The sequence below is a fragment of the Pseudomonas poae RE*1-1-14 genome (assembly GCF_000336465.1).
In the GTDB taxonomy this organism is placed as follows: domain Bacteria; phylum Pseudomonadota; class Gammaproteobacteria; order Pseudomonadales; family Pseudomonadaceae; genus Aquipseudomonas; species Aquipseudomonas poae.
This window is the reverse complement of sequence record NC_020209.1, coordinates 266,402-291,298: the sequence shown is the minus strand read 5'-3', so window position 1 is coordinate 291,298 and position 24,897 is coordinate 266,402. Positions and strand designations below refer to the sequence as shown.

The window sequence follows — 24,897 nt, the reverse complement described above, 5'->3', positions numbered from 1 at the left end:
AGATCTTTGCAACATTTGCCTTAAAAAGAACTGCGACAAGAAATGTGGAAAGGGGGCTTGCCCCCTCCCCCAGTGTGGAACCGTTATCGCTTAGCGAACACCATCCTGACGCAGCGCCGCCGGGGTGAAGTCGCTGGTGCTGGCGGTGAAGCCAAAGTCATAGGCCTGTTTCTCTTCGTTCTTCATGCCCAGCGCCAGGTAGCGGCCGGACTGCAGGTCGTAGAGGGTTTCCAGGGCATACCACGGCACTTGCTTGTCGTAGTAGTTCTCGGCATGGGCTTCGGCGACACGCCACAGTTGACCACGACCGTCGTAATGGTCGATCACCGCCGCCTGCCAGGTGTCTTCATCGATGAAGAAGTCACGCTTGGCATAGATATGGCGCTGGCCTTCCTTCAAGGTGGCGACCACATGCCAGACACGGCGCAGTTCATAGCGCGTCAGGTCCTGATTGATGTGGCCGGCCTTGATGATGTCAGCGTACTTGAGCTTGGGGTCGTCGATCTTGTAGCTGTTGGAGGCGATGTAGATTTCCTTTTTGCCTTCCAGCTTCCAGTCGTAGCGATCCGGGGCGCCGTTGTACATGTCGAGGTTGTCGGAGGTACGCAGGCCGTCGGCGGCGGTGCCCGGACCGTCATAGGACACTTGCGGCGCACGGCGCACGCGGCGCTGACCGGCGTTATACACCCACGCCGAACGCGGCTCCTTCACCTGGTCCAGGGTTTCGTGCACCAGCAGCACACCACCGGCCAGACGCGCCGGCGCGGTCACTTGTTGCTTGAAGTAGAACAGCACGTTGCCCGGGTTTTTCGGGTCGAAGTCCTTCATCTTGTCGCGGAATACAAACTGGTTGCGAAAGTACACCAGGCTGTAGGAACCGTTGGTTTGCGGCGTAGCCTGGGTGACCAGACGCGTCACGCTGCCACCGCGATAGCGGGTGATGTGGTTCCAGATCACTTCAACGCCGGTCTTTGGAATCGGGAACGGCACGGCCGTTTCGAAGTTTTCCAGGCCATTGCCGCCGGACACCAGGTTGGTGGTGGTGGCGTTCTTCTTGATAGCTGCGAACACATCCGCCGGCACGGTGGCGCCGCGATGGGTCGGGTAGACCGGCATCTTGAAGGTGTCCGGGTAGCGCTTGAACATCGCGTACTGCCCCGGCGCCAGCTTGTCCTTGTACTGCTCGACGTTCTGCGCGGTGATGGTGAATTGCGGTTGTTCACTGGCATAAGGGTTGGCCAGGAAACCACGGGCATCGACCGCACCGGCGTTGGTGGGCATGGGTGACCATTTAGGAATGGTGCCTGCCGCGTTACCGGCCATTTCGGCGCCCATCGGCGTCAGGCTCGTGCCCAGTTTGGCGGCTTCATCCGCCGAGACGGCGGCCATGACGTGGCTCGCCATGATCGACAGCCCCAGCACACCGATGTGCAACAGACTTTTGCTTATTTTCATGTTCTTGTTCTTCCTGAAAATGCATGTCGCTTGGAAAAGTGTGCTTAGAAGTTGGCGCCGAAGCTCAAGGCCACGAAGTCGCGGTCATCCACGGTGCTGAACTTGCCACCAAAGAAGTTGGTGTAGGCCAGGCTCGCGGTGTAGGTGTTCTGGTACTCGGCATCCAGGCCCAGGCTGACCGCCTTGCGGCCTTCTTCAAAGTTGCCGCCAGGGCCTGGGGAGTAACCCTTGACGTCATGGGACCAGGCTACGTTCGGCTTGAGGTTGACCCCGGCGAACACGTCCGGGTATTCCCAGATGGCGCGTGCGCGGTAGCCCCAGGACGTTGCGGTGGTGTAGCCGTCGTTGCTGCAGTTGGTGTTCAGGCCGGCCGCATTCTGCAGACCGGCGCCGCTGGCGGTGGAAGCGTTGAGCGCATTGCAGAACCCGCCCGGCAAGGTGCCCGGACCGAAGACCGGATCGCGGCCGTAACGGGCCTGGGACTTGCTCTCCAGTCCGCCCACGTGGGTTACGCCGATTTCGCCGACGGTGGTCAGGCGGCTGGCCCCCATCACCTGGTCGAAGAAGTGCGTGAAGGTGGTCTGGAACTGCGTCACTTCCTTGCGGTTGTAACCATGCAGGTCCTGGCCCGGGCTGCCTTTTAGCACGGATGCGTTGCCGAAGCCTGGAATCGGCGTGACGCCGGCAAACAGGATATCGGTGGTGCTCAGTTGCACTGGCGCATTCGGACGGTAGCTCAGCTCACCGCTCCAGGCGGTGCCGGTAGGCAGCGTGGTGGAGAAGCTCAAGCCGTAGAGGCGGATATCTTCCGGGTATTCGACGAAGTAGTTGGAACTGCCCGCCACGATCAGCGGACGCAGTGCCGCCAGCGGCCCCAGTGGTCGAGTGAATGCCGACGCCGGCGCACCCTGGGCACTGAAGATCGGCGCACGGCTGTGGTAGTTCATGAAGTACGCGCCGAACTCGGTGTCCAGCGGTTCGAAGTTGTAGTGCATGGCCATGCCGAACTGGCCGCTGTCGCGCGCATCACGGTCCGGCCCACGGCGCACCAGCACGCCCTCGCCGTTGACGTCCACGCCCAGCGCATTCAGGGTCGGCAACGCCGCGCCTGGAATGGTCGAGCGCTTGTTCAGCACCCGCAGGTTATTGCTGCAGCCGTCGGAGATCACGTCAGGCTGGGAGAAGAAGGTGCCGCAGTTATCGGTAACGGTCTGGTCCCATTCCAACTGGTAAAACGCCTCGGCCGACAGGTTGTCGGTGAGCGTCTGGGACACATAGAACATGTTGACCGGAATCAGGCCTTCCTTGATCTCGGCGCCCGGACGACGGAACGCGGACACGTCGATCGGGTTGATGGAGTTGATGCCGCCGCCGATGAAGGTACTTTCACCCCAGCTCACCACCTGCTTGCCGAATCGCACGTTACCGGGCTGATCGGCGATGCTGTAGTTGTGGTAGATGAACGCATCGAGAATCTGCCCGCCCGAGGATTTGGCGCCCTCTTTGCGGTTGTTGTCACTGATGTCCTTGAACTGACGGCTTTCGTCTTTGAGCTCGAAGTCATACCAGTACTTGCCACGCACAAACACGCCGGTATCGCCGTATTTCAGCTCCAGGTCGTGAATGCCCTTGAAGATCTTCGAGAAGGTCTCGCCGCGCTTGAAGTTCAGGTGACCGTCGTCGGACGTCTGGGACAACCCTCGGCCGCCGTTGTTGGCGCCGATCAGGTCGCGGTTGGCCTTGGCAGTGGACCAGCTGGCGCCCACGGACAGCGACGAGTCAAAGCTCCCTTCGATTTCACCGATATTGAAACTGACGCCGAATGCAGGCCCGGCGAGCGTAGAGGCGAGACTGACGGCCAGGGGCAGTTTTGCCCGGCGCCAGAACTGGTTTACTGAGGTCATCGACGCTACTCCATGTGCATTATTGTTATGGCAGTGAGTTTTTTCGGTGATGCGTGTAACGGCCGGAATACAACGATTCCAATGCCGTCCGGCAGCCAGGCCCCCATGGCCTGAAGTGCAACATCCTTGAAAAACTCTGTGAGTGACTATAGCCAGCAGGGCATACCGCTTGATCCCTCTAAAGTGTGATTTGCATCACCAACCCGTCTGCCACAGTCCTTTCGCCACGTCGGCGAAGGCCGACGCGGGAAGGATGGCTGAAATTCGGCAAATCACAAGTAAAGCCGCAAGATAGAGCATTGCCGTGCCCGAACGGGCACGGCGGACGGGCTCAGAGGGTGGACAGGAACGTGCTGTTGTTGGCCTGCCATTCGATGATGTCGACGCGGATACGTTTTTTGTCGAGCTTGCCAACGCTGGTCTTGGGAATTTCCGTAACAACGGCGATCTGGCTCGGAATCGCCCACTTGCTCAAGTGGCCCAACTCCACGAATGGCTTGAGGTGTTCCTTGAGTTCGCGCGCACCGATCTCATGACCGTCGCGCACCACCAGCAACGCAAACGGGCGCTCGCCCCATTGCGGATCAGCGATGCCCACCACGGCGACTTCGCGCACCGACGGGTGGCGGCTGATCAGGTCTTCGAGGGCCAGGGACGAGACCCACTCGCCGCCAGTCTTGATCACATCCTTGATGCGGTCGCGAATGTCGATCACGCCAAAAGCATCCAGGGTGGCCACGTCACCTGTGTGCATCCAGCCACCGGCCCACAACTCGGCGCCCTTTTGCGGCTCGTTGAAATAGCCTTCGCTGAGCCACGGCGCACGTAGCACCAGCTCACCCTGGGACTCCCCATCGGCGGGCAAAAAGTTGCCCTCGGCGTCGACAATCGCCGCGTCCACCAGCGGCCCCGGGACACCGGCCTTGATGCGATACGTGGTGCGCTCGTCCTCACTGCCGGCCATCAGCTCATCGTTGAGGTGGGCGCAGGACACCAGCGGCCCGGTCTCGGACATGCCATAGGCGGCCGTCAGTTGAATGCCCCGAGCCTTGGCCGTTTCATACAGGGTGCGGTTGAGCGCGCTGCCGCCGATGACGATTTTCCAGCCGCCAAAGTCCACGTCCTGGGCGGCCTTGGCGTTGAGCAGCATTTGCAGAATGGTCGGCACGCAATGGGAAAAGGTGACGTGCTCCTTGCGCCATAACGCCACCAGGTATTCCGGGTCGTAGCGGCCGGGATACACCTGTTTCAAGCCGAGCATGGTCGCCACGTACGGCAGGCCCCAAGCATGCACATGAAACATCGGCGTGATCGGCATATACACGTCATTGGTACCCAGCAGGCGCACGCTGTCGACGCTGCCCATGATGGTCGCCACGCCAATGGTGTGCAGCACCAACTGGCGATGGGTGAAGTACACACCCTTGGGGTTGCCGGTGGTGCCGGTGGTGTAGAAAGTGGTGGCGACCGAGTGCTCGTCGAAATCCTCGAAGTCGTATGTGGGGCTCGCGGCGGCCAGCAGGGTTTCGTACTCGCCCACCAGGTTGGGCAACTCGGCGGTGCTGGCGTCGTCGTCGGTGAGCAGCAGGGTCTTGTCCACCGTGGTGAGTTGCCCGGCGATGGCCTGATAGAGCCCGACGAACTCGCTGTTGACCAGCACGAAGCGGTCCTCGGCGTGGTTCATGGTGTAGAGAATCTGCTCCGGCGACAGACGCACGTTGATGGTATGGACCACCGCGCCGATCATCGGGATGGCAAACATGCATTCCAGGTAGCGGTGGCTGTCCCAGTCCATCACCGCGACGGTGTCACCGGCCTTGACCCCGGCTGCGGTGAGCACGTTGGCCAGCCGCGCGACGCGCTCGATCAAGGTGGGATAGGTGTAGCGCAGCCTGTCGCGGTAGACGATTTCCCGGGTCTTTTCGTAGCGGGTGCCGGACATCAACAGGCGCTTGATCAACAACGGGTATTGGTAAGCGCCTTCGGCGGGCGGGATAACACGGGTCTGCAACATACGAATCCCTTTTTATGACTGCACGGTCTTGGCTTGAAGACTTGCACTGTAGAGGCCTTGTGTTTCAACCAAATCAGCCAAAGGAATGATTTGCAGAGCGCTGCAAATGCTAGCTTTGCGCCAGCATTTGAGAAACGCCAGCGGGTTATTTCATGCTGGTGAACGCCAGCTTCACGCCGATGGCAATCAACACGGCGCCCATGGTGCGATCGAACCAGTGCCCCATCCGCGCAAACCCGGCGCGCACGCGCTGCTGGCTGAACAGCATCGCCACCAGACAGAACCACAACCCCGTCGCCACCGCCAGGTACACGCCATAGCCGGCCTGCACCGCCAGCGGCGTGTGCGGGTTGATCACCACGGTGAACAGCGACAGAAAGAACAGCGTGGCCTTGGGATTCAGCCCGTTGGTGACGAACCCGGCAGTAAACGCCCCACGCGGCGTGCGCTCGCCCGCTTCACGCTGCAACTCGCCCTCGGCGAGCGGTTTGGCCGGCTGCGCGCGCAGAGCCTTGAAGCCGATGTAGAGCAGGTAGGCGGCTGCCGCCCATTTCAGCGCGTTGAACAGTACGATGGACTGGGACACGATCAAGCCGATGCCGAGCAACGAGTAGCCCACGTGCACGAAAATCGCCGAGCCGACGCCCAGCGCGGTCCAGGTCCCGGCGCGACGGCCGTGGGTGACGCTTTCGCGCACCACCACGGCGAAGTCAGGGCCAGGGCTGGCCACCGCCAACAGGTGAATGAGGGCCACGGTCAAAAACTCGGCGAGGTACATGTTCGCTCCCATTACGTAACGGATTATTTCATCTGATAGTCTCGGCAGATTACGCCTTCGAACTTCGCCGCAAAAGGTACAGTTGAGCATGAACAATCGCCACGCCGTCTTCCTCGATCACCCCTCCCTCGACCTTGGCGACCTCGACCTCAGCGGGTTGCAGGCCTGCTTCAGCGACCTGCAGCTGTGCGAGCAGACCACCGCGCAGAATGTGATCGAACGCCTGCAGGGTGCCCAGATCGCCATCAGCAACAAGATCGTGCTCGACGCCGACACGCTGGCAGCCTGCCCCGAACTCAAGCTGATCCTGGTATCGGCCACCGGCACCAACAACGTTGACCTTGCGGCCGCCCGCGCCCACGGCATCACCGTGAGCAACTGCCAGGGCTACGGAACGCCGTCGGTGGCGCAGCACACGCTGATGCTGCTGCTCAACCTGGCCACGCGCCTGCAGGACTATCAGCGCGACATGGCCGCTGGCAAATGGCAGGAAGCCAGGCAGTTTTGCCTGCTGGACCATCCGATTGTCGAGCTGCAAGGCAAGACGCTCGGCCTGCTCGGCCATGGCGAACTGGGCAGCGCCGTTGCGCGGCTGGCCGAGGCCTTTGGCATGCGCGTGCTGCTGGGCGCGATTCCTGGCCGCCCCGCCCGCGCGGATCGGGTGCCGCTGGATGAGTTGCTGGCGCAGATCGACGCACTGACCCTGCACTGCCCGCTCAACGAGCACACCCGCGATTTGATCGGCGCCCGCGAGCTCGCACTGCTCAAGCCCGGCGCGCTGGTGGTCAACACCGCACGCGGCGGCTTGATCAATGAACAGGCGCTGGCCGACGCGTTGCGCAGCGGGCATCTGGGCGGCGCCGCCACGGATGTGTTGAGCGTGGAGCCGCCGGTCAATGGCAACCCGCTGCTGGCCGGTGATATTCCTCGGTTGATCGTCACGCCGCATAACGCCTGGGGCAGTCGCGAGGCGCGCCAGCGTATCGTCGGCCAACTGGCGGAAAACGCTCGGGGCTTTTTTAGTGGTGCCCCGCTGCGGGTCGTCAGTTGATAGACTGCGCCCCTTTTTCAAGGAGCTGACCATGGATCCGCGCAGTGAAGTACTGCTTCGCCAGCCCGAACTTTTTCAAGGCAACCTGCTGCTGGTGGGTTTGCCGGCCGACGACTTGCTCCGTCGCCTGCCCAATGCCCACGGCTGGTGTTGGCATGCCGGTGACCAGGCAGCGCTCGACGCACGCTTCCCGGAGCGCAGCGCGTTTGGCGTGAATGTGCCCGAGCGCGCGTTCGACGCGGCGGTGATCTTCCTGCCCAAGTCCAAGGACCTCACCGATTACCTGCTCAATGCGGTGGCCGCGCGCCTGCCCGGCGCCGAACTATTTCTGGTGGGTGAGAAAAAAGGCGGTATCGAAAGCGCCGCCAAGCAGTTGGTCCGGTTCGGCAAACCGCGCAAGCTGGATAACGCGCGGCATTGCCAGCTGTGGCAAATCACCGTGGTCGATGCACCGCAGGCCGTTGAACTGGAAAGCCTGGCACAGGTGTTCGAGGTGCCGCTGGCCGAGGGCCCGCTGAAAGTGGTCAGCCTGCCGGGCGTGTTCAGCCACGGGCGCCTGGATCGCGGCACCGAGTTGTTGTTGGCGCATCTGGACAAGCTGCCGAGCGGCCATCTGCTGGACTTCGGTTGCGGCGCAGGTGTGCTGGGGGCTGCGGTCAAGCGGCGTTACCCGCACAACAGCGTGACGATGCTGGACGTAGACGCCTTCGCCACCGCCAGCAGTCGCCTCACCCTGGCAGCCAACGGCCTGGAAGCCGAGGTGCTGACCGGCAACGGTATCGACGCCGCGCCGATGGGATTGAACGCGATCCTGAGCAACCCGCCGTTTCATGTCGGCGTGCACACCGATTATTTCGCCACCGAAAACCTGCTGCGAAAAGCGGCGAAACACCTGGCAAAAGGCGGCGAACTTCGCCTGGTCGCCAACAGTTTCCTCAAGTATCAGCCGCTGATCGAAGAGCACCTGGGCATCTGTGCGGTGAAGGCCGAGGGCAACGGTTTTCGCATTTACCGAGCCAAACGCCCCTGACGGGCGTTTGAAAAAGAAGGCTTGCCGAATGTGTCCTGGCTAGGCAGAATCCGCTCCGTCCTAGGGGAGTAGTCTCCCACGAGTTCAATCTCGTCCGGCATACGTCAACATACTTGGTCAACAGACCATGGCGTATGCGACCCAGGAGTCCGCACAGACGGACCGGGGTTTGACAAGACCTATGACACGCACACCTTACCCGGGGCGGGAAGGCTGTACGTGTCATAGCCGTGTCGACCCGCCCCTGGAACCTACCTGATGCTGGATTCTCTGCTCGTCCCCACCGCAATCGTTGCCTTGGCCGAAATCGGCGACAAGACGCAACTGCTCGCGCTCATCCTTGCCGCACGCTTTCGCAAACCCTGGCCAATCATCGCCGGCATCGTCGCCGCGACCCTGGCCAACCATGCGGCCGCCGGTGCCGTGGGCGCCTGGTTTGGCAGCTTCTTCTCGGACGCGGTACTGCACTGGATCCTCGCGGCGAGCTTCTGTGCCACGGCCTTGTGGACCCTGGTGCCGGACAAACTTGACGATGACGAGGCCAGCACGACGCGCAAGTTCGGACCGTTCCTGACCACCCTGATTGCGTTCTTCCTCGCAGAGATCGGTGACAAGACGCAGATCGCCACGGTAATGCTGGCGGCGCAGTACCCGGAGCTGTGGCTGGTGATTATTGGCACGACCCTGGGCATGTTGATTGCTAACGTACCGGTAGTGCTGGCGGGGAATTTTGCAGCGGAGAAACTGCCGCTGACCTTGATTCGCCGACTGGCAGCGACGGCGTTTTTCATCCTGGCCATCGTGGCGGTCTACAAGGCGATGCAAAGCAGCGGGTGGATCTAGCCCAGTTTAAAACTGTAGGAGCGGGCTTGCTCGCGAATGCGGAGTGTCAGTTACTGTATCTCTCTGATAGACCGCTTTCGCGAGCAAGCCCGCTCCCACACTAGATCCTCGCCAGACTCAAAATTATCAGGATTTTTTGGCCTGTTGGTACAACGGCATCACTTTCGGAATGGCCGCCTGCAGCGAGGCGATCCGGCTATCGGAGGCCGGGTGAGTGCTCATGAACTCGGGCGGTGCGCCTTCGGAAGCCTTGGCCATCTTGTTCCACAGCGTGATCGCCGCGTTCGGGTTGTAGCCGGCGCGGGCCGACAGTTCAAGGCCGATCAGGTCGGCTTCGTTTTCATTGCTGCGGCTGTTGGGCAAGGTCATGCCGTAGTTGGCCACGGTATCGGCCAGCGCCAGGCTGTCCTGGCCCAGGCCGAATATCGCACCCGCGCCCTGCTTGGCCATCTGGATACCATAGGCCTTGGACATGGCTTCACGGCCATGCTCGCGCAAGGCGTGGGCAATTTCATGGCCCATCACTGCGGCGAGTTCGTCATCGGTGAGCTTGAGGTTGTCGATCAACGCGCTGTACACGAAGATCTTGCCGCCAGGCCCGCAGTTGGCATTCATCTCGTCGCTCTTGATCAGGTTCACTTCCCACTTCCACTGCGCCGCATCCGGGCGGAAAGTGGGCGCCTGGGCGATCAGCCGATTGGCAATGGCCTGCACACGCTTGGCATTGGCGCTGGTTTTGTCCACCAGGCCCTTGCCACTGGCTTCGCCCAGCGTCTGCTGATAGGACTGGGCATACATCTGGTCGACTTCCTGACTCGACAGCATGCTGAACATGTATTGCTTGCGCTCAACCCCAACGGCGCCGCCGCTGGTGGTGTTGACCGACTGACACCCGGCCAGCAGCATGGCCGCCGCCAATACATTTACTGCCAATGACTTTTTCATGCGAGACGCTCCCTGAAAACATGGCGCGTATCGTAGGCCCTCGTGTGTATCCGCGCCAGATACACATGACGTTTAACGGCTGTATTTCCGATACATCCCACACGCGGGCAGCATCGGCAGCACTGTCAGGCCGGGGTCAGGCACTCCGGCCCGTTGAGCTTTGGATCGTTGACCATATTGGCCAGGACCCTTTCGCGCAACGCGGTGGGCTCGCTGGCGAGCAGCGCCTGCAGCACATGCAACGGGGTCTCGGGATCGAGCCACGCCGCCTGGCCCGCCGCATCGAGGATCAGCGGCCGGCGCTGGCTTTGCGCGGCCTGGGTAACCACCGCGGTGCTCAGCCATACCTGCTCCTGCACGGGATACGCTTCCCAGATCGCGGCAAAAAACAACGTCGAGCCCTCCCCCGGCGTCAACCAGTACGGGCGTTTGCGCTGGGTGCCGCGCCATTCGTAGAACCCGTTGGCCGGCAGCAGGCAGCGACGCTGGCGAAATGCCTCGCGAAACATCGGTTGCTCCGCCAGGGTTTCGGCACGGGCATGGGCCGGCGTGCGGGACAGGTCGGTCAGCCACGGCGGGGTCAGGCCCCAGCGCGCGCGTGCCAGGGTGCGCTGGCCTTCGTTTTGGCGCTGGATCAGCACCGAATCATTCGGGGAAATGTTCCACTGGGCCTGCTGGTCCGCCGGAAAACCCGGCAGGGCGGCAAAACCGGGGTTCCAGCGAAACAGGGCATAACGTCCACACATGGGGCAACACGACTCTTGGGTAAACCGACCGACAGCCTAACAGACCAGCACGTCGGGAAAGCTGTCGGGTTCGTCGCCGGGCAAGGGCTGCGCGCCGATATAGGCGGTAATCAGCTCGCGGGCATAGGCCGCCCGGTCGTTGTCGACCTCCAGACCCAGCAGGCCGAAAATCGGCAACTCGCCGGCGCCACCGAGCAGATGGCGCCCTACCAGGTGCGCATCGATGCCCTCGCTGGCGAGCATCTGTTGCAGCAACTCGCCTTCCATCAGGTTTTCCGGTTCGTAGATGCGCTGCATGGGCGTGCCTGCTATTCGTTCTCGGCGTGGACTTCAAGCATCCATTCATGGCCATCCGTTTGCAGGATGAAATTAATCGGTCGACAACAGACCGGGCAATCCTCGATGTACTGCTGATCACCACCGGACAGATCCAGCACCGCCTCTGCCGGCTCACCACAATAAGGACAATCATACGGTTCAGTTTCCAGCATCGCAGTCTCCCAGGTGACTTGTGCGTATAATCGCCGGTCTATTTACAGGGCTATTGATCGGCCGGGCCAATTACCCGCGCCGCACCCTGGTATTTCCTTTACTTACCCTAGCCGTTTCCAACAAGAGAGCATGATGGGCGAATTCGATACCATCCGACCTTACAACGACAGCGAAGTCCCGGCAGTGCTGGCACGCCTGTTCAGCGACAAGGCCTTTCTGGACATCCTGACCCACTTCCGCTTCCCCCGCTTCGCCGGCACCCTGGGCTGGCTGCTCAAGCCAATGATCGCCCGCAAGCTGCGCCGTGAATTCGCCGGCGTCACCACCGTGGCCACGCTGCAGGACAAGGTCGAGTATTACGTCGACCACACCATTGACCGAGCGACCGACGGCGTGACCTACACGGGCGTCGAACAGCTCAAGTCCGGCACCGCCTACCTGTTCCTGGCCAACCACCGCGATATCGTGATGGACCCGGCCTTCGTCAACTATGCCGTGTACCACGCCGGCCTGCCGACGCCACGCATCGCCATCGGTGACAACCTGCTGCAAAAGCCGTTTGTCAGCGACCTGATGCGCCTGAACAAGAGTTTCATCGTGCACCGCTCGATCACGGGACGAAAGGAAAAGATGGCGGCGTATCATTTGCTGTCGGCCTACATCAATCATTCGATCCGCCGCGACTGCCAGTCGATCTGGATCGCCCAGGCCGAGGGCCGCGCCAAGGACGGCGATGATCGCACCGAATCGGCGATCCTCAAGATGTTCCACGTGAGCCGCAAGGACGAACCGTTCGCCGAGGTGATCCAGTCGTTGAACCTGACGCCGGTGTCCATCAGCTACGAGTACGACCCCTGCGATACCGCCAAGGCGCGCGAGCTGTACATCCGCGCCACCACCGGCACCTACAGCAAGGCGCCGGGCGAGGACGATGTGAGCATCGCGCTGGGCATCACCGGTTACAAGGGCCGCGTGCACATCAACTTCGCACCGCCGATTACCGAGCGCTTCGAAGATACCAAACTGCTGGCCGTGGAAATGGACCGGCAGATTCTCGGCGGTTATCGGTTGTTCCCGGTGCATTACCTGGCGTATGCGCAGTGGGCCGATGCGGACCCGCAATTGCAGGTGCCGACTGCGGCCGAAGTGTTTCCGGCGGATGAGCTGGCCAAGGCGAAGGCAGAGTGGGAACGGCGTTTGAATGAGTGCCCGGCGGAACACCGGCCATACCTGATCACGCAATACGCGACCCCGGTGCGTAACCAATACCGCGTCAAGGCCGGTATCCCGCTTTAAGCGCCGCTCCAGATGTGGGAAGTGCTTGTTCCCGATGACGGTGAATCAGTCGATACCTGTATTGGCTGAAATACCGCTACCGGGAGCGACCACATGGGTTTTGCAGCGCTTTTAGAAGTGAGTGCCGAGCCAGGACAAGACCAGCGCCAACCCGAGACCTGCAAACCCTATACGGTAAGCCAGGCGGTGCGCCCGTTCAGTGCGTACATCCAGAAACAGCATCGGCTGATCGATTGCGCGCTCTTCGCTCTGCGCGCTGAGATCGGCCATCGCACGTTGTTCGTGCAGGCGAGTGATAAACAGCAGCACCGCCGCAAGGCAGGCCATCAACAGGGCAACAGCATTGATCAACAGTGCGGGCAGTGCCATCGCAAACCTCGGTGAATCGAAAACCTGGTATCCATTCAGATACGTACCTGGGCGTCTGTGGCCTCCTGCGCCCAAAAAGCTCCATGCCCCGTGTACGTTTAATGTATCCAGTAATTTACGACGTCACCTGAACGTCACCTTAACAAGCCATTCTGTTGCCCTTCGAACGCCCGGGAGCTTGTCATGTTGCACGCGCAGAACCAGGACCGGTTGTATCTGGTCGCCCAAAGTGATGAACAGGAGGCGCTGATCGGCAGCCTGGCGTTCAACGTTCAGGACCGCCACTGGCTGGTGTATTGCGCCTTGGGCGGGCATCAGCATGCGGATTGGCCGGAGATGGATCTGCTCACGGGCGTAAGCATGCTGGACTTCCACGTCCACAGCGCCGCGTGAAGAAACGCCGGGCGAAAAAAAACCGGGCTCAGCGACGAGCCCGGTTTTTTTGTGAGCGGCTTACTGCTGCGAGCTGAGCAACTGGCCGATGCTTGGGTCCTTGAACAGACGGGTCAGGGCGTCGCTGAGAACGTCGCTGACCAGCTTGGTGTTGGTCTCCTGGTTTGGCGACATGCCAAAGCGCTGATTGAGCGAAGCCGCATAACGGCCGCTGTAACGACGGGTACCGGCGCTGACATCGGACTTGAACGTGGCGCCGATGGAGGCTTCAGTCACGTACAGGCCTTCCTTGGGTGACTGGTATTTCAGTTCGGCCAAGGTGACCGTCAGTTGAGGCGCGCCCGGCGAAGTGGTCGGCGTGAACCCCAGCAGGCGCACAGCGGCTTCGGCCTGGGCCTGCAGCTTGGGCAGCACGTCCTGACCGTTCACCGAAATCAGTGCAGTCTCCGGGTACAGGCCGCCGCGCGAGCCCAGGGTTGGCGATGGACGGCCATCCACCACACGCACCGACACTGGCTGGCCATGCCCCACCGGCGCCAGCTGCGTGGTGATCTTGGGTTGCGGGCTGAGTTGTTGCGGGCTGTTGGCGCAGCCAACCAGGGTCAAACTGGTCACAGTGATCAAACCGAACAACAGGCGTTGCAACATACTCATTTCTCCAGGACTAGATGCAAACAGGCCGCCAGTATAACGGTGCACGCGCGCCACTCACCAGCGATCCTGAACGGCAGCTGAAGCCACGGCGAAATTACAATTTCGCATAAATTCGTCATTCCAGTGTCATGGCAGACTGGCAACCTTCAAGCATGTAACACAACCGGTACACGCCATGCGCCTGCTCAAATCGTTGTTCATGTCACACACCCGTCATCGCCAGTTCGCGTTGCTCGACGTGAAGGGCCATTGCCTGGCCTTCAAGCAATGCAGCCTGCCACCTGTCGGCGAAGGCTGGGTGGAAGTCACCGAGACGCGTCTGTGCTGGATGCACCGCCCACTGCCCGCAAACGCTCGGGTTCGGCCGCAGGTCACGCACGCACATTCGCGCCAGGCGTTGGCCTCCTGACCACAAACCTAATAAAAGTCATAAAACGCGCCCATTTCTGCGGCGTTCTTCGCTACAATCTCCCCCCGATTATAAGGACGTCTCCTGATCGGGCCTCGCAGCATCGTTAATGCCTCGGCATTAACCCAAGAATCGCCCACAGAGAGCCGCCCACACAGATCGAGTGAAGCTGGCGTGCTTGCTGTTTTCCTTGCAAACCACCCCGCCTTTACCGAATCTGCCAGAGCTGCCATTGCGCTCGGCCACTTGAGTTGTTTGCCCGTTTTGCCGCATGTCGGCAAAAGTGTTTCGGGCCAGGTGCCAGGCTGAGGCAGCCCTTTTTTGAGGTTCACGTCTTCAAAAGAGCGTGAAAAAACGGGTTTTCACAACTTCACAAGAGTGTGGCGAGCAAATGAATAGTTTGGCGTTTGTACAAGCACCATCAGCGTCTGGAACAGCCCAACCCCGCAGGACCAACTACGCGTCAACCACCGGAGCTTGAGCCTGTCCGCGACGGATTGATTGCACGAATCGCACGCTTTGACCATAAGTCGAATTGCCACAGGCGCCCATGAATGCGTTCATAGGCAGATCAGCCCGGCAGCAAGCGTGCGCTGGAAGTTGCAAGAAAATTGCGAAACGGACATGGCGATTCTGGCCATGGGTTACCTGGGGCAACACGTGAACCGCCCCGTCACTCCTGGCAGCCATGCCGTCAATTTGGTGCTGCAGATTTTGGAGACGCGTTAAATGGCGCATAACGAAGCAGTCGACGTAGTACTGGTAGGGGCCGGCATCATGAGTGCCACCCTGGCCGTACTGCTCAAAGAGCTCGACCCCGGCCTCAAGCTGGAAGTCGTTGAGCTGATGGACTCGGGTGCCGCGGAGAGTTCCAACCCGTGGAACAACGCCGGTACCGGCCACGCCGGCCTGTGTGAGTTGAACTACACGCCACAGGCCGCCGATGGCTCCATCGACATCAAGAAAGCCGTGCATATCAACACCCAGTTCGAGGTGTCGAAGCAGTTCTGGGCGTACCTGACCCAAAAGGGCACCTTTGGCTCGGCCAAATCCTTTATCAGCCCGGTACCGCACCTGAGCTTCGTGCAGGGCGAAAGCGGCGTGGCGTTTCTCAAGAAGCGCTTTGACACCCTCGTCCAGCACCATGCGTTTTCGGACATGCACTACACCGAAGACCGTGGCGAAATGGCCGAGTGGATGCCGCTGATGATGCCCGGTCGTCCGCTTGACGAAAAAATCGCAGCCACCCGCGTGATGAACGGCACCGACGTCAACTTCGGCGCCCTGACCAACCAGTTGCTCGGTCACCTCACCAGCACGCCGGACGCCCAGGTCAAATACTGCAAGCGTGTCACCGGGCTCAAGCGCAACGGTGCCGGCTGGACCGTGAGCATCAAGGACGTCAACAGCGGCGAAAGCCGCGATATCGACGCCAGGTTCGTGTTCCTTGGCGCCGGTGGTGCGGCTCTGCCGCTGCTGCAAGCATCGGGCATCGAGGAAAGCAAAGGCTTCGGCGGTTTCCCGGTGAGCGGCCAGTGGCTGCGTTGCGACAACCCGGACGTGGTCAAGCATCACCAGGCCAAGGTCTACAGCCAGGCAGCGGTGGGCTCGCCACCGATGTCTGTGCCGCACCTGGATACCCGCGTGGTGGATGGCAAGAAGTCCCTGCTGTTCGGCCCATACGCCGGCTTTACCACCAAGTTCCTCAAGTACGGTTCATTCCTCGACCTGCCGATGTCGATTCGCGCCGGCAACATCGGCCCAATGCTGGCCGTGGCGCGCGACAACATGGACCTGACCAAATACCTGGTCAGCGAAGTGCGCCAATCCATGGAACAGCGCCTGGAATCCCTGCGCCGCTTCTATCCAGAAGCCAACGCTGCAGACTGGCGCCTGGAAGTGGCCGGCCAACGGGTGCAGATCATCAAGAAAGACCCGAAGAAAGGCGGCGTGCTGCAGTTTGGCACCGAGCTGGTCTCAGCTAAAGACGGTTCGCTGGCGGCATTGTTGGGCGCGTCTCCAGGGGCGTCGGTGACGGTTTCGATCATGCTGGAACTGATCGAGCGTTGCTTCCCGGAAAAAGCTGCCGGCGAATGGGCGGCCAAGCTGCACGAGATCTTCCCGGCGCGGGAAAAAGTACTGGAAAGCGATGCCGAGCTGTATCGCAGGATCAACACGCACAACAACATCAGCCTGGAGCTGGTTGACGAGGCTGAAAGCTACGCTTGAGGTCCGAGCAATAAAAAACGCCCTTCGGGGCGTTTTTTTATGGCCTGAATAATCAGCCGCGGGCTTTTTCAATCAGTTCGATGTACTCAGACGCGTGGCGCTGGTCCTTGATCAGGTCGACAAAAGTCTGGCCCTGCTCGTCCTTGCCATCCAGGTCCAGGCCGGCCTCTTTGAAAAAACCGAGGAAGCGCTCGAAGTCATCGATACGCAAGCCACGGTAGGCCTTGATCAACTTGTGCAGGGACGGTGAGGTCGCGTCAACCGGTTCGAAATCCAGGAACAACTTGATCTGGTCGTCGCCGATCTCGTCACCAATCACCTGTTTCTTATCTTTACGCATTACCGACTCCAGCCTGCAGACATTTTCACGGGGATTGAAGTCTACCTGTGCAAGCGGTGAAGAGCCTAGTCGAACTGGGCCAGCATCCACTCTTGATAAGCCGCCACCTCGGCATCGCCTTCACGCGGCGCCCAACTGGCCAGTTCGCCCTCGCCCACCGGACGATAAGGGCCAGCCTTGCACTCGAACATCACCGTGTCGGGCTCCAGCACTACCAGCCCGTGGAATACCCCAGGCGGCAAGTCGACACCCGCGCACTCGCCACCGGCCTGCATGACCCGCCTGGCGATCACGTCACCGCTGTCGTTGAAGATCAGCAAACCCAGACTACCCTTGAGCACCAGCAAGGTTTCTGCCTTGTCTGCGCTCAAATGCCGATGAGGCGGCACATAGGTGCTGGGCTGCAGGCCGACGGCCATGCGGTGGCACGGATCCTCCATCTGATGAAAGTTATGGTGGTGCCTGCCACGAGGGCTGGCCTGCGCTTTCTCAGCCAATTCGGCAAACAGAGTCTGATCAAGAAAGCGGGTCATGACTTACATCCCTTTGACGGCGTAGATGCCATTGGCGTTGCGCCAGTAACCTTTGTAATCCATGCCGTAACCGAAGATGTAGCGGTCGATGCAGGGCAGGCCGACATAATCGGCTTTCAGGTCCGGGCGCGCCTTGCGGTCGTGATCTTTGTCGATCAACACGGCGGTGTGCACTTTACGCGCACCGGCGTGTTTGCAGAAGTCGATGATTGCGCCCAGGGTGTGACCTTCATCAAGGATGTCGTCGATGATCAGCACGTCGCGGTCGATGAACGAAACTTCCGGTTTGGCCTTCCAGAACAGGTCGCCGCCGCTGGTTTCATTGCGATAGCGGGTGGCGTGCAGGTAGGACGCTTCGAGCGGGAACTGCAGATGGGTGAGCAGCTTGCCGGCGAAGATCAGGCCACCGTTCATCACGCAGAACACCACCGGGTTGCTGTCGGCCAGTTCGCGGCTGATGTGCGCGCCAACCTTGGCGATCGCCTCTTCGACTTGCGCTTCGCTGTACAGGCAGTCAGCCTCGCGCATGATTTGACGGATATGCTCGAGATCAGCGGACATGGCGCTCTCCAAGGGGTGCTGTGGCAAGAAAAGCGGGCAAAGGTACGCATGTGAGCGGCAACGTTCAAGCCTTTATGGACTAACGTACTTGATTGTCTATAGGACATCACCCTCGGATAGATTAATCTAGGCCGGTTTTTTTGCCCGCTGCCGGAGCCTTTCCCATGCCCACTCGCGAGATCCGCCACCCGCTGATCCAGCACAAGCTCGGCCTTATGCGCCGCGCCGACATCAGCACGAAGAACTTCCGTGAGCTTGCTCAGGAAGTCGGAGCGTTGCTCACTTACGAAGCCACCAAGGATTTACCCCTGGAAACCTACGAGATCCCCGGTTGGGCCGGTCCCGTCCAGGTGGAGAAAATCGCCGGTAAAAAGATCACCGTGGTGCCGATCCTGCGCGCCGGTATCGGCATGCTCGAAGGCGTGCTCAGCCTGATCCCGGGCGCCAAAGTCAGCGCCGTGGGCGTGGCCCGCAATGAAGAAACCCTGCAGGCCCATACCTACCTGGAAAAACTCGTTCCGGAAATCGACGAGCGCCTGGCGATGATCATCGACCCGATGCTCGCCACCGGCAGTTCCATGGTCGCCACCATCGACCTGCTGAAAAAGGCCGGCTGCAAGGACATTCGCGCCATGGTGCTGGTCGCCGCGCCCGAAGGCATCGCCGCCGTCGAGAAAGCGCACCCGGATGTGCAGATCTACACGGCCTCCATCGACGAGCGCCTCAACGAACACGGCTATATCATCCCGGGCCTGGGCGATGCCGGGGACAAAATCTTCGGCACCAAGCAGAAGGACGCGTGACCATGCAGGATGAATTCAACGACCCGCTTTGGCGCCAGATCCTGTCTGGCGCACAGATGCTCTTCGTGGCATTTGGCGCGCTGGTGTTGATGCCGCTGATCACCGGCCTTGATCCAAACGTCGCACTGTTCACCGCTGGCCTGGGCACGCTGTTGTTCCAGGTGGTGACCGGGCGGCAGGTGCCGGTGTTCCTGGCATCGAGCTTTGCGTTCATCACGCCGATCATTCTCGCCAAGGGCCAGTTCGGCCTTGCGGCGACCATGGGCGGGGTGATGGCGGCCGGTTTCGTGTATACCTTCCTCGGCCTGGCCGTGAAGATCAAAGGCACCGGTTTTATCGACCGCCTGCTGCCGCCGGTGGTGATTGGCCCGGTGATCATCTCCATCGGTCTGGCCATGGCGCCGATTGCAGCGAACATGGCGATGGGCAAGTCCGGTGACGGTGCCGAGCTGATTCATTATCAGACGGCAATGATGATCTCGATGCCGGCGCTGCTGACCACGTTGATCGTGGCGGTGTTCGGCAAGGGTATTTTCCGCCTGGTGCCGATCATTTCCGGCGTACTCGTGGGCTTTGCCATGGCGTTCTATTTCGGCGTGGTCGACACGGCCAAAATCGCCGCCGCGCCCTGGTTCGCCCTGCCCCACTTCACCGCGCCGGAGTTCAACTGGCAGGCAATCCTGTTCATCGTCCCGGTGGCCCTGGCCCCGGCGATCGAACATATCGGCGGTGTGATTGCGGTGGGCAGCGTGACCGGTCGCGACTACCTGAAGAAGCCCGGCCTGCATCGCACCCTGCTGGGTGACGGCATCGCCACCACGGCCGCCGGCCTGTTCGGCGGCCCGCCGAACACCACCTACGCCGAAGTGACCGGCGCGGTGATGCTGACCAAGAACTACAACCCGAAGATCATGACCTGGGCGGCGGTATTCGCCATCAGCCTGGCGTTTATCGGCAAGTTCGGCGCCCTACTGCAGAGCATTCCGGTGCCGGTGATGGGCGGGATCCTGTGCCTGCTGTTCGGCTCGATTGCCGCGGTGGGCATGAACACATTGATCCGTCACAGGATCGACCTGGGCGAGGCGCGCAATCTGGTGATTGTGTCGGTGACCCTGGTGTTCGGGATTGGCGGCGTGCTGGTCGGCACCGGCACCGGCCCGGACGACTTCGGCCTCAAGGGCATCGCCCTGTGTGCGGTGGTGGCAATTGGTTTGAACCTGCTGCTGCCGGGCAATGACGGCTGGAAGAACAAGAAGCCGGATGAGCCGCTGCTGTAATTGACTAAACGCAAATCAGTGTGGGAGCAGGCAAGCCAGCTCCCACATTTGATTTTCAGCGTCTGTCAGAGTTCGCCGAGCCCATCGATCAGCGCCTGGTTCTGCTCAGGCGTGCCAATGCTGATCCGCAGGAACTGGGCAATCCGCGCCTGCTTGAAGTGCCGCACGATCACCCCTTGCTCACGCAGCTTCGCAGCCAGACCAGCCGCATCATGCCGGGGGTGACGGGCGAAGATGAAGTTGGCCGCCGACGGCAACACTTCAAAGCCCTTCCCTTTCAATTGCGCCACCAGCGTCTCACGGCTGTCGATCACCAACTGGCAGGTCTTGTCGAAGTACTCACGGTCCTTGAACGCCGCCGCCGCGCCGGCAATCGCCAGGCGATCGAGCGGGTAGGAGTTGAAACTGTTCTTGACCCGCTCCAGCGCCTCGATCAAATCCGGATGGCCCACGGCAAGGCCCACGCGCAAACCGGCCAGTGAGCGCGACTTGGACAGGGTCTGTGTCACCAGCAGGTTCGGGTAGCGATCTACCAGGCTGATGGCGGTGTCGCCGCCGAAATCGATATAGGCTTCATCGACCACCACCACCGAGTCGGGGCTGGCCTTGAGGATCTGTTCCACGGCATCCAGGGCCAGCACGCAGCCGGTCGGGGCGTTCGGGTTGGGGAAGATGATCCCGCCGTTGGGCCTGGCGTAATCCGCCGCGCGAATCTGGAACTGTTCGTCCAGGGGCACCGGGGCCGACTGGATGCCATAGAGGCCGCAGTACACCGGATAAAAGCTGTAGCTGATATCCGGGAACAGCAGCGGCAGGTGGTGTTGGAACAGACCGTGGAAGATATGCGCCAGCACCTCGTCGGAGCCGTTGCCGAGGAACACCTTGCCGGCATCGATCTGGTAATAGTCGGCCACGGCCTGCTTGAGCAGGTCGCTGTTGGGGTCCGGGTACAGGCGCAGATTGTCGTTCAACTCGGCTTGCATCGCCGCCAGCGCCTTGGGCGATGGACCGTAGGGGTTTTCATTGGTGTTGAGCTTGACCAGTTTGGTCAGCTTGGGCTGTTCGCCGGGCACGTAAGGCACCAGGTCCTTGACGAAGGGGCTCCAGAATTTGCTCATGGGTTATTTCCCCTCTTCAAGGATGCGGTATTCGGCGCTGCGCGCGTGGGCGCTCAGGGATTCGCCACGGGCCAGCACCGAGGCGGTCTTGCCCAGTTCGGAGGCGCCTTGTGGCGAGCAGAAGATGATCGACGAGCGCTTCTGGAAGTCATACACCCCCAGCGGCGACGAGAAACGCGCCGTGCCGGAGGTGGGCAGCACATGGTTGGGACCTGCGCAGTAGTCGCCCAGCGCCTCGCTGGTGTGACGACCCATGAAGATCGCACCGGCATGACGAATCGACGGCAGCCAGGCTTGCGGATCGGCAACGGACAGCTCCAGGTGCTCCGGCGCGATGCGGTTGGCCACTTCGATGGCTTGCTCCATGTCGCGCACCAGGATCAACGCGCCACGGCCATTGATCGACTTCTCGATGATCTCGGCGCGCTCCATGGTCGGCAGCAGCTTGGCGATGCTGGCGGCGACCTTGTCGAGGAACTCTGCGTCCGGGCAGACCAGAATCGCCTGGGCGTCCTCGTCGTGCTCGGCCTGGGAGAACAGGTCCATGGCAATCCAGTCCGGATCGGTCTGGCCATCGCATACCACCAGGATTTCCGAGGGGCCGGCGATCATGTCGATACCGACCTGACCGAACACATGGCGCTTGGCGGTGGCCACATAGATGTTGCCGGGGCCGACCACCTTGTCGACCTTCGGCACGCTCTCGGTGCCATAGGCCAGGGCCGCAACCGCCTGGGCGCCGCCAATGGTGAACACGCGGTCAACGCCAGCGATGCAGGCCGCTGCCAGCACCAGCTCGTTGATTTCGCCACGCGGGGTCGGCACCACCATGACCACTTCGGTCACGCCCGCCACTTTGGCCGGAATCGCATTCATCAATACCGAAGACGGATACGACGCCTTACCGCCCGGCACGTAAAGGCCGGCGCGGTCCAGTGGCGTGACCTTCTGACCGAGCACGGTGCCGTCGGCCTCGGTGTAGCTCCAGGAATCCTGCTTCTGCTTCTCGTGGTAGCTGCGCACGCGAGCTGCCGCCACTTCCAGTGCTTCACGCTGCGGGCCGGTGATGCGTGTCAACGCAAGCTCCAGGCGCTCGCGGGGCAGGATCAGGTCGGCCATGGACTTGACGTCCAGGCCATCGAACTGGCGGGTGAAGTCCACCAGTGCCGCGTCACCGCGCTCGCGCACGGCCTTGATGATGTCCAGCACTCGCCCGTTGACCGAGTCGTCGGACACGCTTTCCCAGCTCAGCAGATGATCCAGATGATGGGCGAAATCCGGGTCGGCAGCGTTGAGTCGGGCAATTGCAGTGGACGTGGTCATAGCGAGGGCCTCAATAGAATTGGCAAAAACTCAGGCGCCCTAAACTAGCAGTCGTTTCCGCTTGGGCACCTGAGAATTCTGGCTATGAGGCGGATAGACGGGCGCAGCCGTTGGGCTACGCGGGTGAGTCAACCGCGGTGTCGCGACTCCACTGCCTTGCGCAGGGTATCGATCAACGCCTGGATACGAGCATGCTGCATCTTCATGGAGGCTTTGTTGACGATCAGCCGGGAGCTGATGTCGGCAATGAAATCCTGGGGTTCAAGCCCGTTGGCACGCAGGGTGTTGCCGGTGTCGACCACGTCGATGATCTTGTCGGCCAAGCCGATCAGCGGCGCCAGCTCCATGGAGCCGTAGAGCTTGATGATATCGACCTGGCGGCCTTGTTCGGCGTAGTAGCGCTTGGCAACGTTGACGAACTTGGTGGCGACCCGCAGGCGGCCTTTCGGCTCGACATCACCAACACGGCCGGCGGTCATCAGCTTGCACAGGGCAATGCGCAGGTCCAGCGGCTCATACAGGCCCTGGCCACCGTACTCCATCAGCACGTCCTTGCCGGCAACGCCAAGGTCGGCCGCGCCATGCTCAACGTAGGTCGGCACGTCGGTTGCCCGCACGATCAACAGGCGCACGTCGTCCTGGGTCGTGGGGATGATCAGCTTGCGGCTCTTGTCCGGATTCTCGGTCGGCACGATGCCCGCTTCAGCCAGCAGCGGCAACGTGTCGTCAAGGATGCGGCCCTTGGACAGTGCGATGGTCAACATGGAAACGTCAGTCCTTCATCAGGCGATTGCGGTCTGGTCGCAAAGGGCGCCAGACACAGATCGAGGCCATGACAGCCCCGATTTGAAACAAATTCAGCACACCGGCCACATAACGGCAAGCACCTGCCTGTGGCGAGCGAGGTTGCACCGCGCTGGGTTGCGTAGCGACCCAAAAACGGGACTGCTGCGCAGTCCAACGCGGGGCAAGCCCGCTCGCCACACAAGCCCGCCAGCCACATAAAACCTGCTCGCCGGAGCAGTGACGGTGTTAATGCGCCAGGGCTAGCCCGGTACGCGGCGGATTTTCGCGCCGAGCATCTGCAGTTTTTCTTCGATGCACTCGTAGCCACGGTCGATGTGGTAGATGCGGTCGATCAGGGTGTCGCCGTCAGCGCACAGTGCCGAGATCACCAGGCTGGCCGACGCACGCAGGTCGGTAGCCATCACTGGCGCGCCTTTGAGCTTGTCGATACCGGTGACGATGGCGGTGTTGCCTTCGACCTGGATCTTGGCGCCCATGCGGTGCAGTTCGTACACATGCATGAAGCGGTTTTCGAAGATGGTCTCGATCACCGCGCCGGTGCCTTCGGCAATTGCGTTCAGGGAAATGAACTGCGCCTGCATGTCGGTCGGGAACGCCGGGTACGGAGCGGTACGCACGTTGACGGCCTTTGGCCGCTTGCCGTGCATGTTCAGCTCGATCCAGTCTTCACCGGTGGTGATTTCAGCGCCGGCTTCCTTGAGTTTTTCCAGAACCGCTTCAAGGATGGTCGGATCGGTGTCCTTGACCTTGACGCGGCCACCGGTAACAGCGGCTGCAACCAGATAGGTGCCGGTCTCGATACGGTCCGGCATCACTTTGTAGGTGGCCGAGTGCAGACGCTTCACGCCGTCGATGGTGATGGTGTCGGTGCCGGCGCCACTGATGTTGGCACCCATGGCGATCAGGAAGTTGGCCAGGTCGACCACTTCAGGCTCACGCGCGGCGTTTTGCAGGACGCTGCGGCCGTTGGCCAGGGCAGCGGCCATCATGATGTTTTCGGTGCCGGTCACGCTGACGGTATCGAAGAAGAAGTTGGCGCCACGCAGGCCGCCTTCAGGCGCCTTGGCCTTGATGTAGCCGCCTTCGACGTCGATGACCGCGCCCATGGCTTCAAGGCCACGGATGTGCAGGTCGACCGGACGCGAACCGATGGCGCAACCGCCAGGCAGGGCCACTTCAGCTTCGCCGAAACGGGCAACCATGGGGCCCAGCACCAGGATCGACGCACGCATGGTTTTCACCAGTTCGTACGGAGCGATCAGGGTCTTGATGGTGCGCGGGTCGATTTCGACCGAGAGTTTCTCGTCGATTACCGGCTCAATGCCCATGCGACCGAACAGTTCGATCATGGTGGTGATGTCGTGCAGGTGCGGCAGGTTGGCCACGGTCACCGGGCCATCGCACAGCAGGGTCGCTGCCAGGATCGGCAAGGCAGAGTTTTTCGCACCGGAGATACGGATCTCGCCGTCAAGGCGGGCACCGCCGGTAATAATCAATTTATCCATAAGAATCTCGACGCCTTGGGGG

26 protein-coding genes and 1 riboswitch are annotated in these 24,897 nt (G+C 61.2%); of the genes, 9 read left to right on the top strand and 17 right to left on the bottom strand.

Annotated features, from left to right (window positions below):
* Window positions 1–90: 90 nt before the first annotated feature.
* The 4 genes from H045_RS01375 to H045_RS01360 all read right to left on the bottom strand — a co-directional run bounded on the left by H045_RS01375 (window position 91) and on the right by H045_RS01360 (window position 6,151).
* Window positions 91–1,455: a DUF1329 domain-containing protein gene (locus H045_RS01375; RefSeq protein ID WP_015371191.1), complete on the bottom strand. Its 1,365-nt coding sequence runs from the start codon at window positions 1,453–1,455 to the stop codon at window positions 91–93.
* 44 nt (window positions 1,456–1,499) lie between these two features.
* Window positions 1,500–3,359 carry a DUF1302 domain-containing protein gene (locus H045_RS01370; RefSeq protein WP_015371190.1) on the bottom strand — a complete coding sequence of 620 codons (1,860 nt, stop codon included), beginning with the start codon at window positions 3,357–3,359 and terminating at the stop codon, window positions 1,500–1,502.
* Window positions 3,360–3,690: 331 nt separating this feature from the next.
* Window positions 3,691–5,373 (bottom strand): fatty acid--CoA ligase, encoded by a 1,683-nt coding sequence (locus H045_RS01365; RefSeq protein ID WP_015371189.1) that lies wholly within the window; start codon window positions 5,371–5,373, stop codon window positions 3,691–3,693.
* A gap of 145 nt (window positions 5,374–5,518) precedes the next feature.
* Window positions 5,519–6,151 (bottom strand): LysE family translocator, encoded by a 633-nt coding sequence (locus H045_RS01360; protein WP_004372020.1) that lies wholly within the window; start codon window positions 6,149–6,151, stop codon window positions 5,519–5,521.
* Between the two features lie 88 nt (window positions 6,152–6,239).
* Between H045_RS01360 and H045_RS01355 the strand changes: the two genes are divergently transcribed.
* The 3 genes from H045_RS01355 to H045_RS01345 all read left to right on the top strand — a co-directional run bounded on the left by H045_RS01355 (window position 6,240) and on the right by H045_RS01345 (window position 9,075).
* The gene (locus H045_RS01355) at window positions 6,240–7,202 is read left to right on the top strand and encodes a 2-hydroxyacid dehydrogenase (RefSeq protein WP_015371188.1); all 963 of its coding nucleotides are present in this window, start codon (window positions 6,240–6,242) and stop codon (window positions 7,200–7,202) included.
* Window positions 7,203–7,233: 31 nt separating this feature from the next.
* Window positions 7,234–8,232, top strand: a complete 999-nt coding sequence (locus H045_RS01350) for a class I SAM-dependent methyltransferase (protein WP_015371187.1) — start codon at window positions 7,234–7,236, stop codon at window positions 8,230–8,232.
* Window positions 8,233–8,282: 50 nt separating this feature from the next.
* Window positions 8,283–8,403, top strand: a riboswitch (yybP-ykoY riboswitch).
* 87 nt (window positions 8,404–8,490) lie between these two features.
* Entirely contained in the window at window positions 8,491–9,075 is a 585-nt protein-coding gene (locus H045_RS01345; RefSeq protein WP_004372026.1) for a TMEM165/GDT1 family protein, read from the top strand.
* 126 nt (window positions 9,076–9,201) lie between these two features.
* Here H045_RS01345 and H045_RS01340 read toward each other — a convergent pair whose 3' ends face one another.
* The 4 genes from H045_RS01340 to H045_RS24215 form a co-directional block, all read right to left on the bottom strand.
* Window positions 9,202–10,020, bottom strand: coding sequence for a M48 family metallopeptidase (locus H045_RS01340; RefSeq protein WP_015371186.1), 819 nt, complete (start codon window positions 10,018–10,020; stop codon window positions 9,202–9,204).
* 125 nt (window positions 10,021–10,145) lie between these two features.
* Complete coding sequence (locus H045_RS01335; RefSeq protein ID WP_004372030.1) at window positions 10,146–10,766, bottom strand: SOS response-associated peptidase; 621 nt, start codon at window positions 10,764–10,766, stop codon at window positions 10,146–10,148.
* 36 nt (window positions 10,767–10,802) lie between these two features.
* Window positions 10,803–11,063: a putative signal transducing protein gene (locus tag H045_RS01330; protein WP_015371185.1), complete on the bottom strand. Its 261-nt coding sequence runs from the start codon at window positions 11,061–11,063 to the stop codon at window positions 10,803–10,805.
* Between the two features lie 11 nt (window positions 11,064–11,074).
* Complete coding sequence (locus H045_RS24215) at window positions 11,075–11,257, bottom strand: CPXCG motif-containing cysteine-rich protein (RefSeq protein ID WP_004372034.1); 183 nt, start codon at window positions 11,255–11,257, stop codon at window positions 11,075–11,077.
* Window positions 11,258–11,390: 133 nt separating this feature from the next.
* Between H045_RS24215 and H045_RS01325 the strand changes: the two genes are divergently transcribed.
* Complete coding sequence (locus tag H045_RS01325; protein WP_032870584.1) at window positions 11,391–12,554, top strand: 1-acyl-sn-glycerol-3-phosphate acyltransferase; 1,164 nt, start codon at window positions 11,391–11,393, stop codon at window positions 12,552–12,554.
* A gap of 111 nt (window positions 12,555–12,665) precedes the next feature.
* Here the strand turns inward: H045_RS01325 and H045_RS01320 are convergent, their stop codons facing one another.
* A complete protein-coding gene (locus H045_RS01320; RefSeq protein WP_004372038.1) occupies window positions 12,666–12,923 on the bottom strand; it encodes a hypothetical protein in 258 nt (85 codons plus the stop codon).
* Window positions 12,924–13,106: 183 nt separating this feature from the next.
* Here H045_RS01320 and H045_RS01315 point away from each other — a divergent pair, with 183 nt between their 5' ends.
* On the top strand, window positions 13,107–13,316 hold the full coding sequence (locus H045_RS01315; RefSeq protein ID WP_004372040.1) for a hypothetical protein: 210 nt from the start codon (window positions 13,107–13,109) through the stop codon (window positions 13,314–13,316).
* A gap of 60 nt (window positions 13,317–13,376) precedes the next feature.
* Here the strand turns inward: H045_RS01315 and H045_RS01310 are convergent, their stop codons facing one another.
* Window positions 13,377–13,964 (bottom strand): YajG family lipoprotein, encoded by a 588-nt coding sequence (locus H045_RS01310; protein ID WP_004372041.1) that lies wholly within the window; start codon window positions 13,962–13,964, stop codon window positions 13,377–13,379.
* A gap of 181 nt (window positions 13,965–14,145) precedes the next feature.
* On the opposite strand from H045_RS01310, the gene H045_RS01305 reads away from it, so the two are divergent.
* Window positions 14,146–14,379 carry a hypothetical protein gene (locus H045_RS01305; protein WP_004372043.1) on the top strand — a complete coding sequence of 78 codons (234 nt, stop codon included), beginning with the start codon at window positions 14,146–14,148 and terminating at the stop codon, window positions 14,377–14,379.
* A gap of 729 nt (window positions 14,380–15,108) precedes the next feature.
* Complete coding sequence (gene mqo, locus H045_RS01300) at window positions 15,109–16,608, top strand: malate dehydrogenase (quinone) (protein ID WP_004372047.1); 1,500 nt, start codon at window positions 15,109–15,111, stop codon at window positions 16,606–16,608.
* 52 nt (window positions 16,609–16,660) lie between these two features.
* On the opposite strand, the gene H045_RS01295 is transcribed toward mqo, so the two are convergent.
* From H045_RS01295 to H045_RS01285, 3 genes are all read right to left on the bottom strand, one after another.
* Window positions 16,661–16,948 carry a PA4642 family protein gene (locus tag H045_RS01295; protein WP_004372049.1) on the bottom strand — a complete coding sequence of 96 codons (288 nt, stop codon included), beginning with the start codon at window positions 16,946–16,948 and terminating at the stop codon, window positions 16,661–16,663.
* 65 nt (window positions 16,949–17,013) lie between these two features.
* On the bottom strand, window positions 17,014–17,481 hold the full coding sequence (locus tag H045_RS01290) for a WbuC family cupin fold metalloprotein (protein ID WP_015371183.1): 468 nt from the start codon (window positions 17,479–17,481) through the stop codon (window positions 17,014–17,016).
* 3 nt (window positions 17,482–17,484) lie between these two features.
* The gene (locus H045_RS01285; protein ID WP_004372053.1) at window positions 17,485–18,042 is read right to left on the bottom strand and encodes a hypoxanthine-guanine phosphoribosyltransferase; all 558 of its coding nucleotides are present in this window, start codon (window positions 18,040–18,042) and stop codon (window positions 17,485–17,487) included.
* A 164-nt stretch (window positions 18,043–18,206) separates the two neighbouring features.
* Between H045_RS01285 and upp the strand changes: the two genes are divergently transcribed.
* Together upp and H045_RS01275 are read left to right on the top strand one after the other, a co-directional pair.
* Window positions 18,207–18,845, top strand: coding sequence for a uracil phosphoribosyltransferase (gene upp, locus H045_RS01280; protein ID WP_004372055.1), 639 nt, complete (start codon window positions 18,207–18,209; stop codon window positions 18,843–18,845).
* Between the two features lie 2 nt (window positions 18,846–18,847).
* Complete coding sequence (locus H045_RS01275; RefSeq protein ID WP_015371182.1) at window positions 18,848–20,122, top strand: uracil-xanthine permease family protein; 1,275 nt, start codon at window positions 18,848–18,850, stop codon at window positions 20,120–20,122.
* A 65-nt stretch (window positions 20,123–20,187) separates the two neighbouring features.
* Here H045_RS01275 and hisC read toward each other — a convergent pair whose 3' ends face one another.
* The 4 genes from hisC to murA form a co-directional block, all read right to left on the bottom strand.
* Entirely contained in the window at window positions 20,188–21,240 is a 1,053-nt protein-coding gene (gene hisC / locus H045_RS01270) for a histidinol-phosphate transaminase (protein ID WP_015371181.1), read from the bottom strand.
* Window positions 21,241–21,243: 3 nt separating this feature from the next.
* Window positions 21,244–22,563, bottom strand: a complete 1,320-nt coding sequence (gene hisD / locus H045_RS01265) for a histidinol dehydrogenase (RefSeq protein WP_004372061.1) — start codon at window positions 22,561–22,563, stop codon at window positions 21,244–21,246.
* A gap of 128 nt (window positions 22,564–22,691) precedes the next feature.
* Entirely contained in the window at window positions 22,692–23,327 is a 636-nt protein-coding gene (gene hisG, locus H045_RS01260; RefSeq protein ID WP_003188599.1) for an ATP phosphoribosyltransferase, read from the bottom strand.
* 282 nt (window positions 23,328–23,609) lie between these two features.
* A complete protein-coding gene (gene murA / locus H045_RS01255) occupies window positions 23,610–24,875 on the bottom strand; it encodes a UDP-N-acetylglucosamine 1-carboxyvinyltransferase (protein ID WP_004372068.1) in 1,266 nt (421 codons plus the stop codon).
* Window positions 24,876–24,897: the final 22 nt, after the last annotated feature.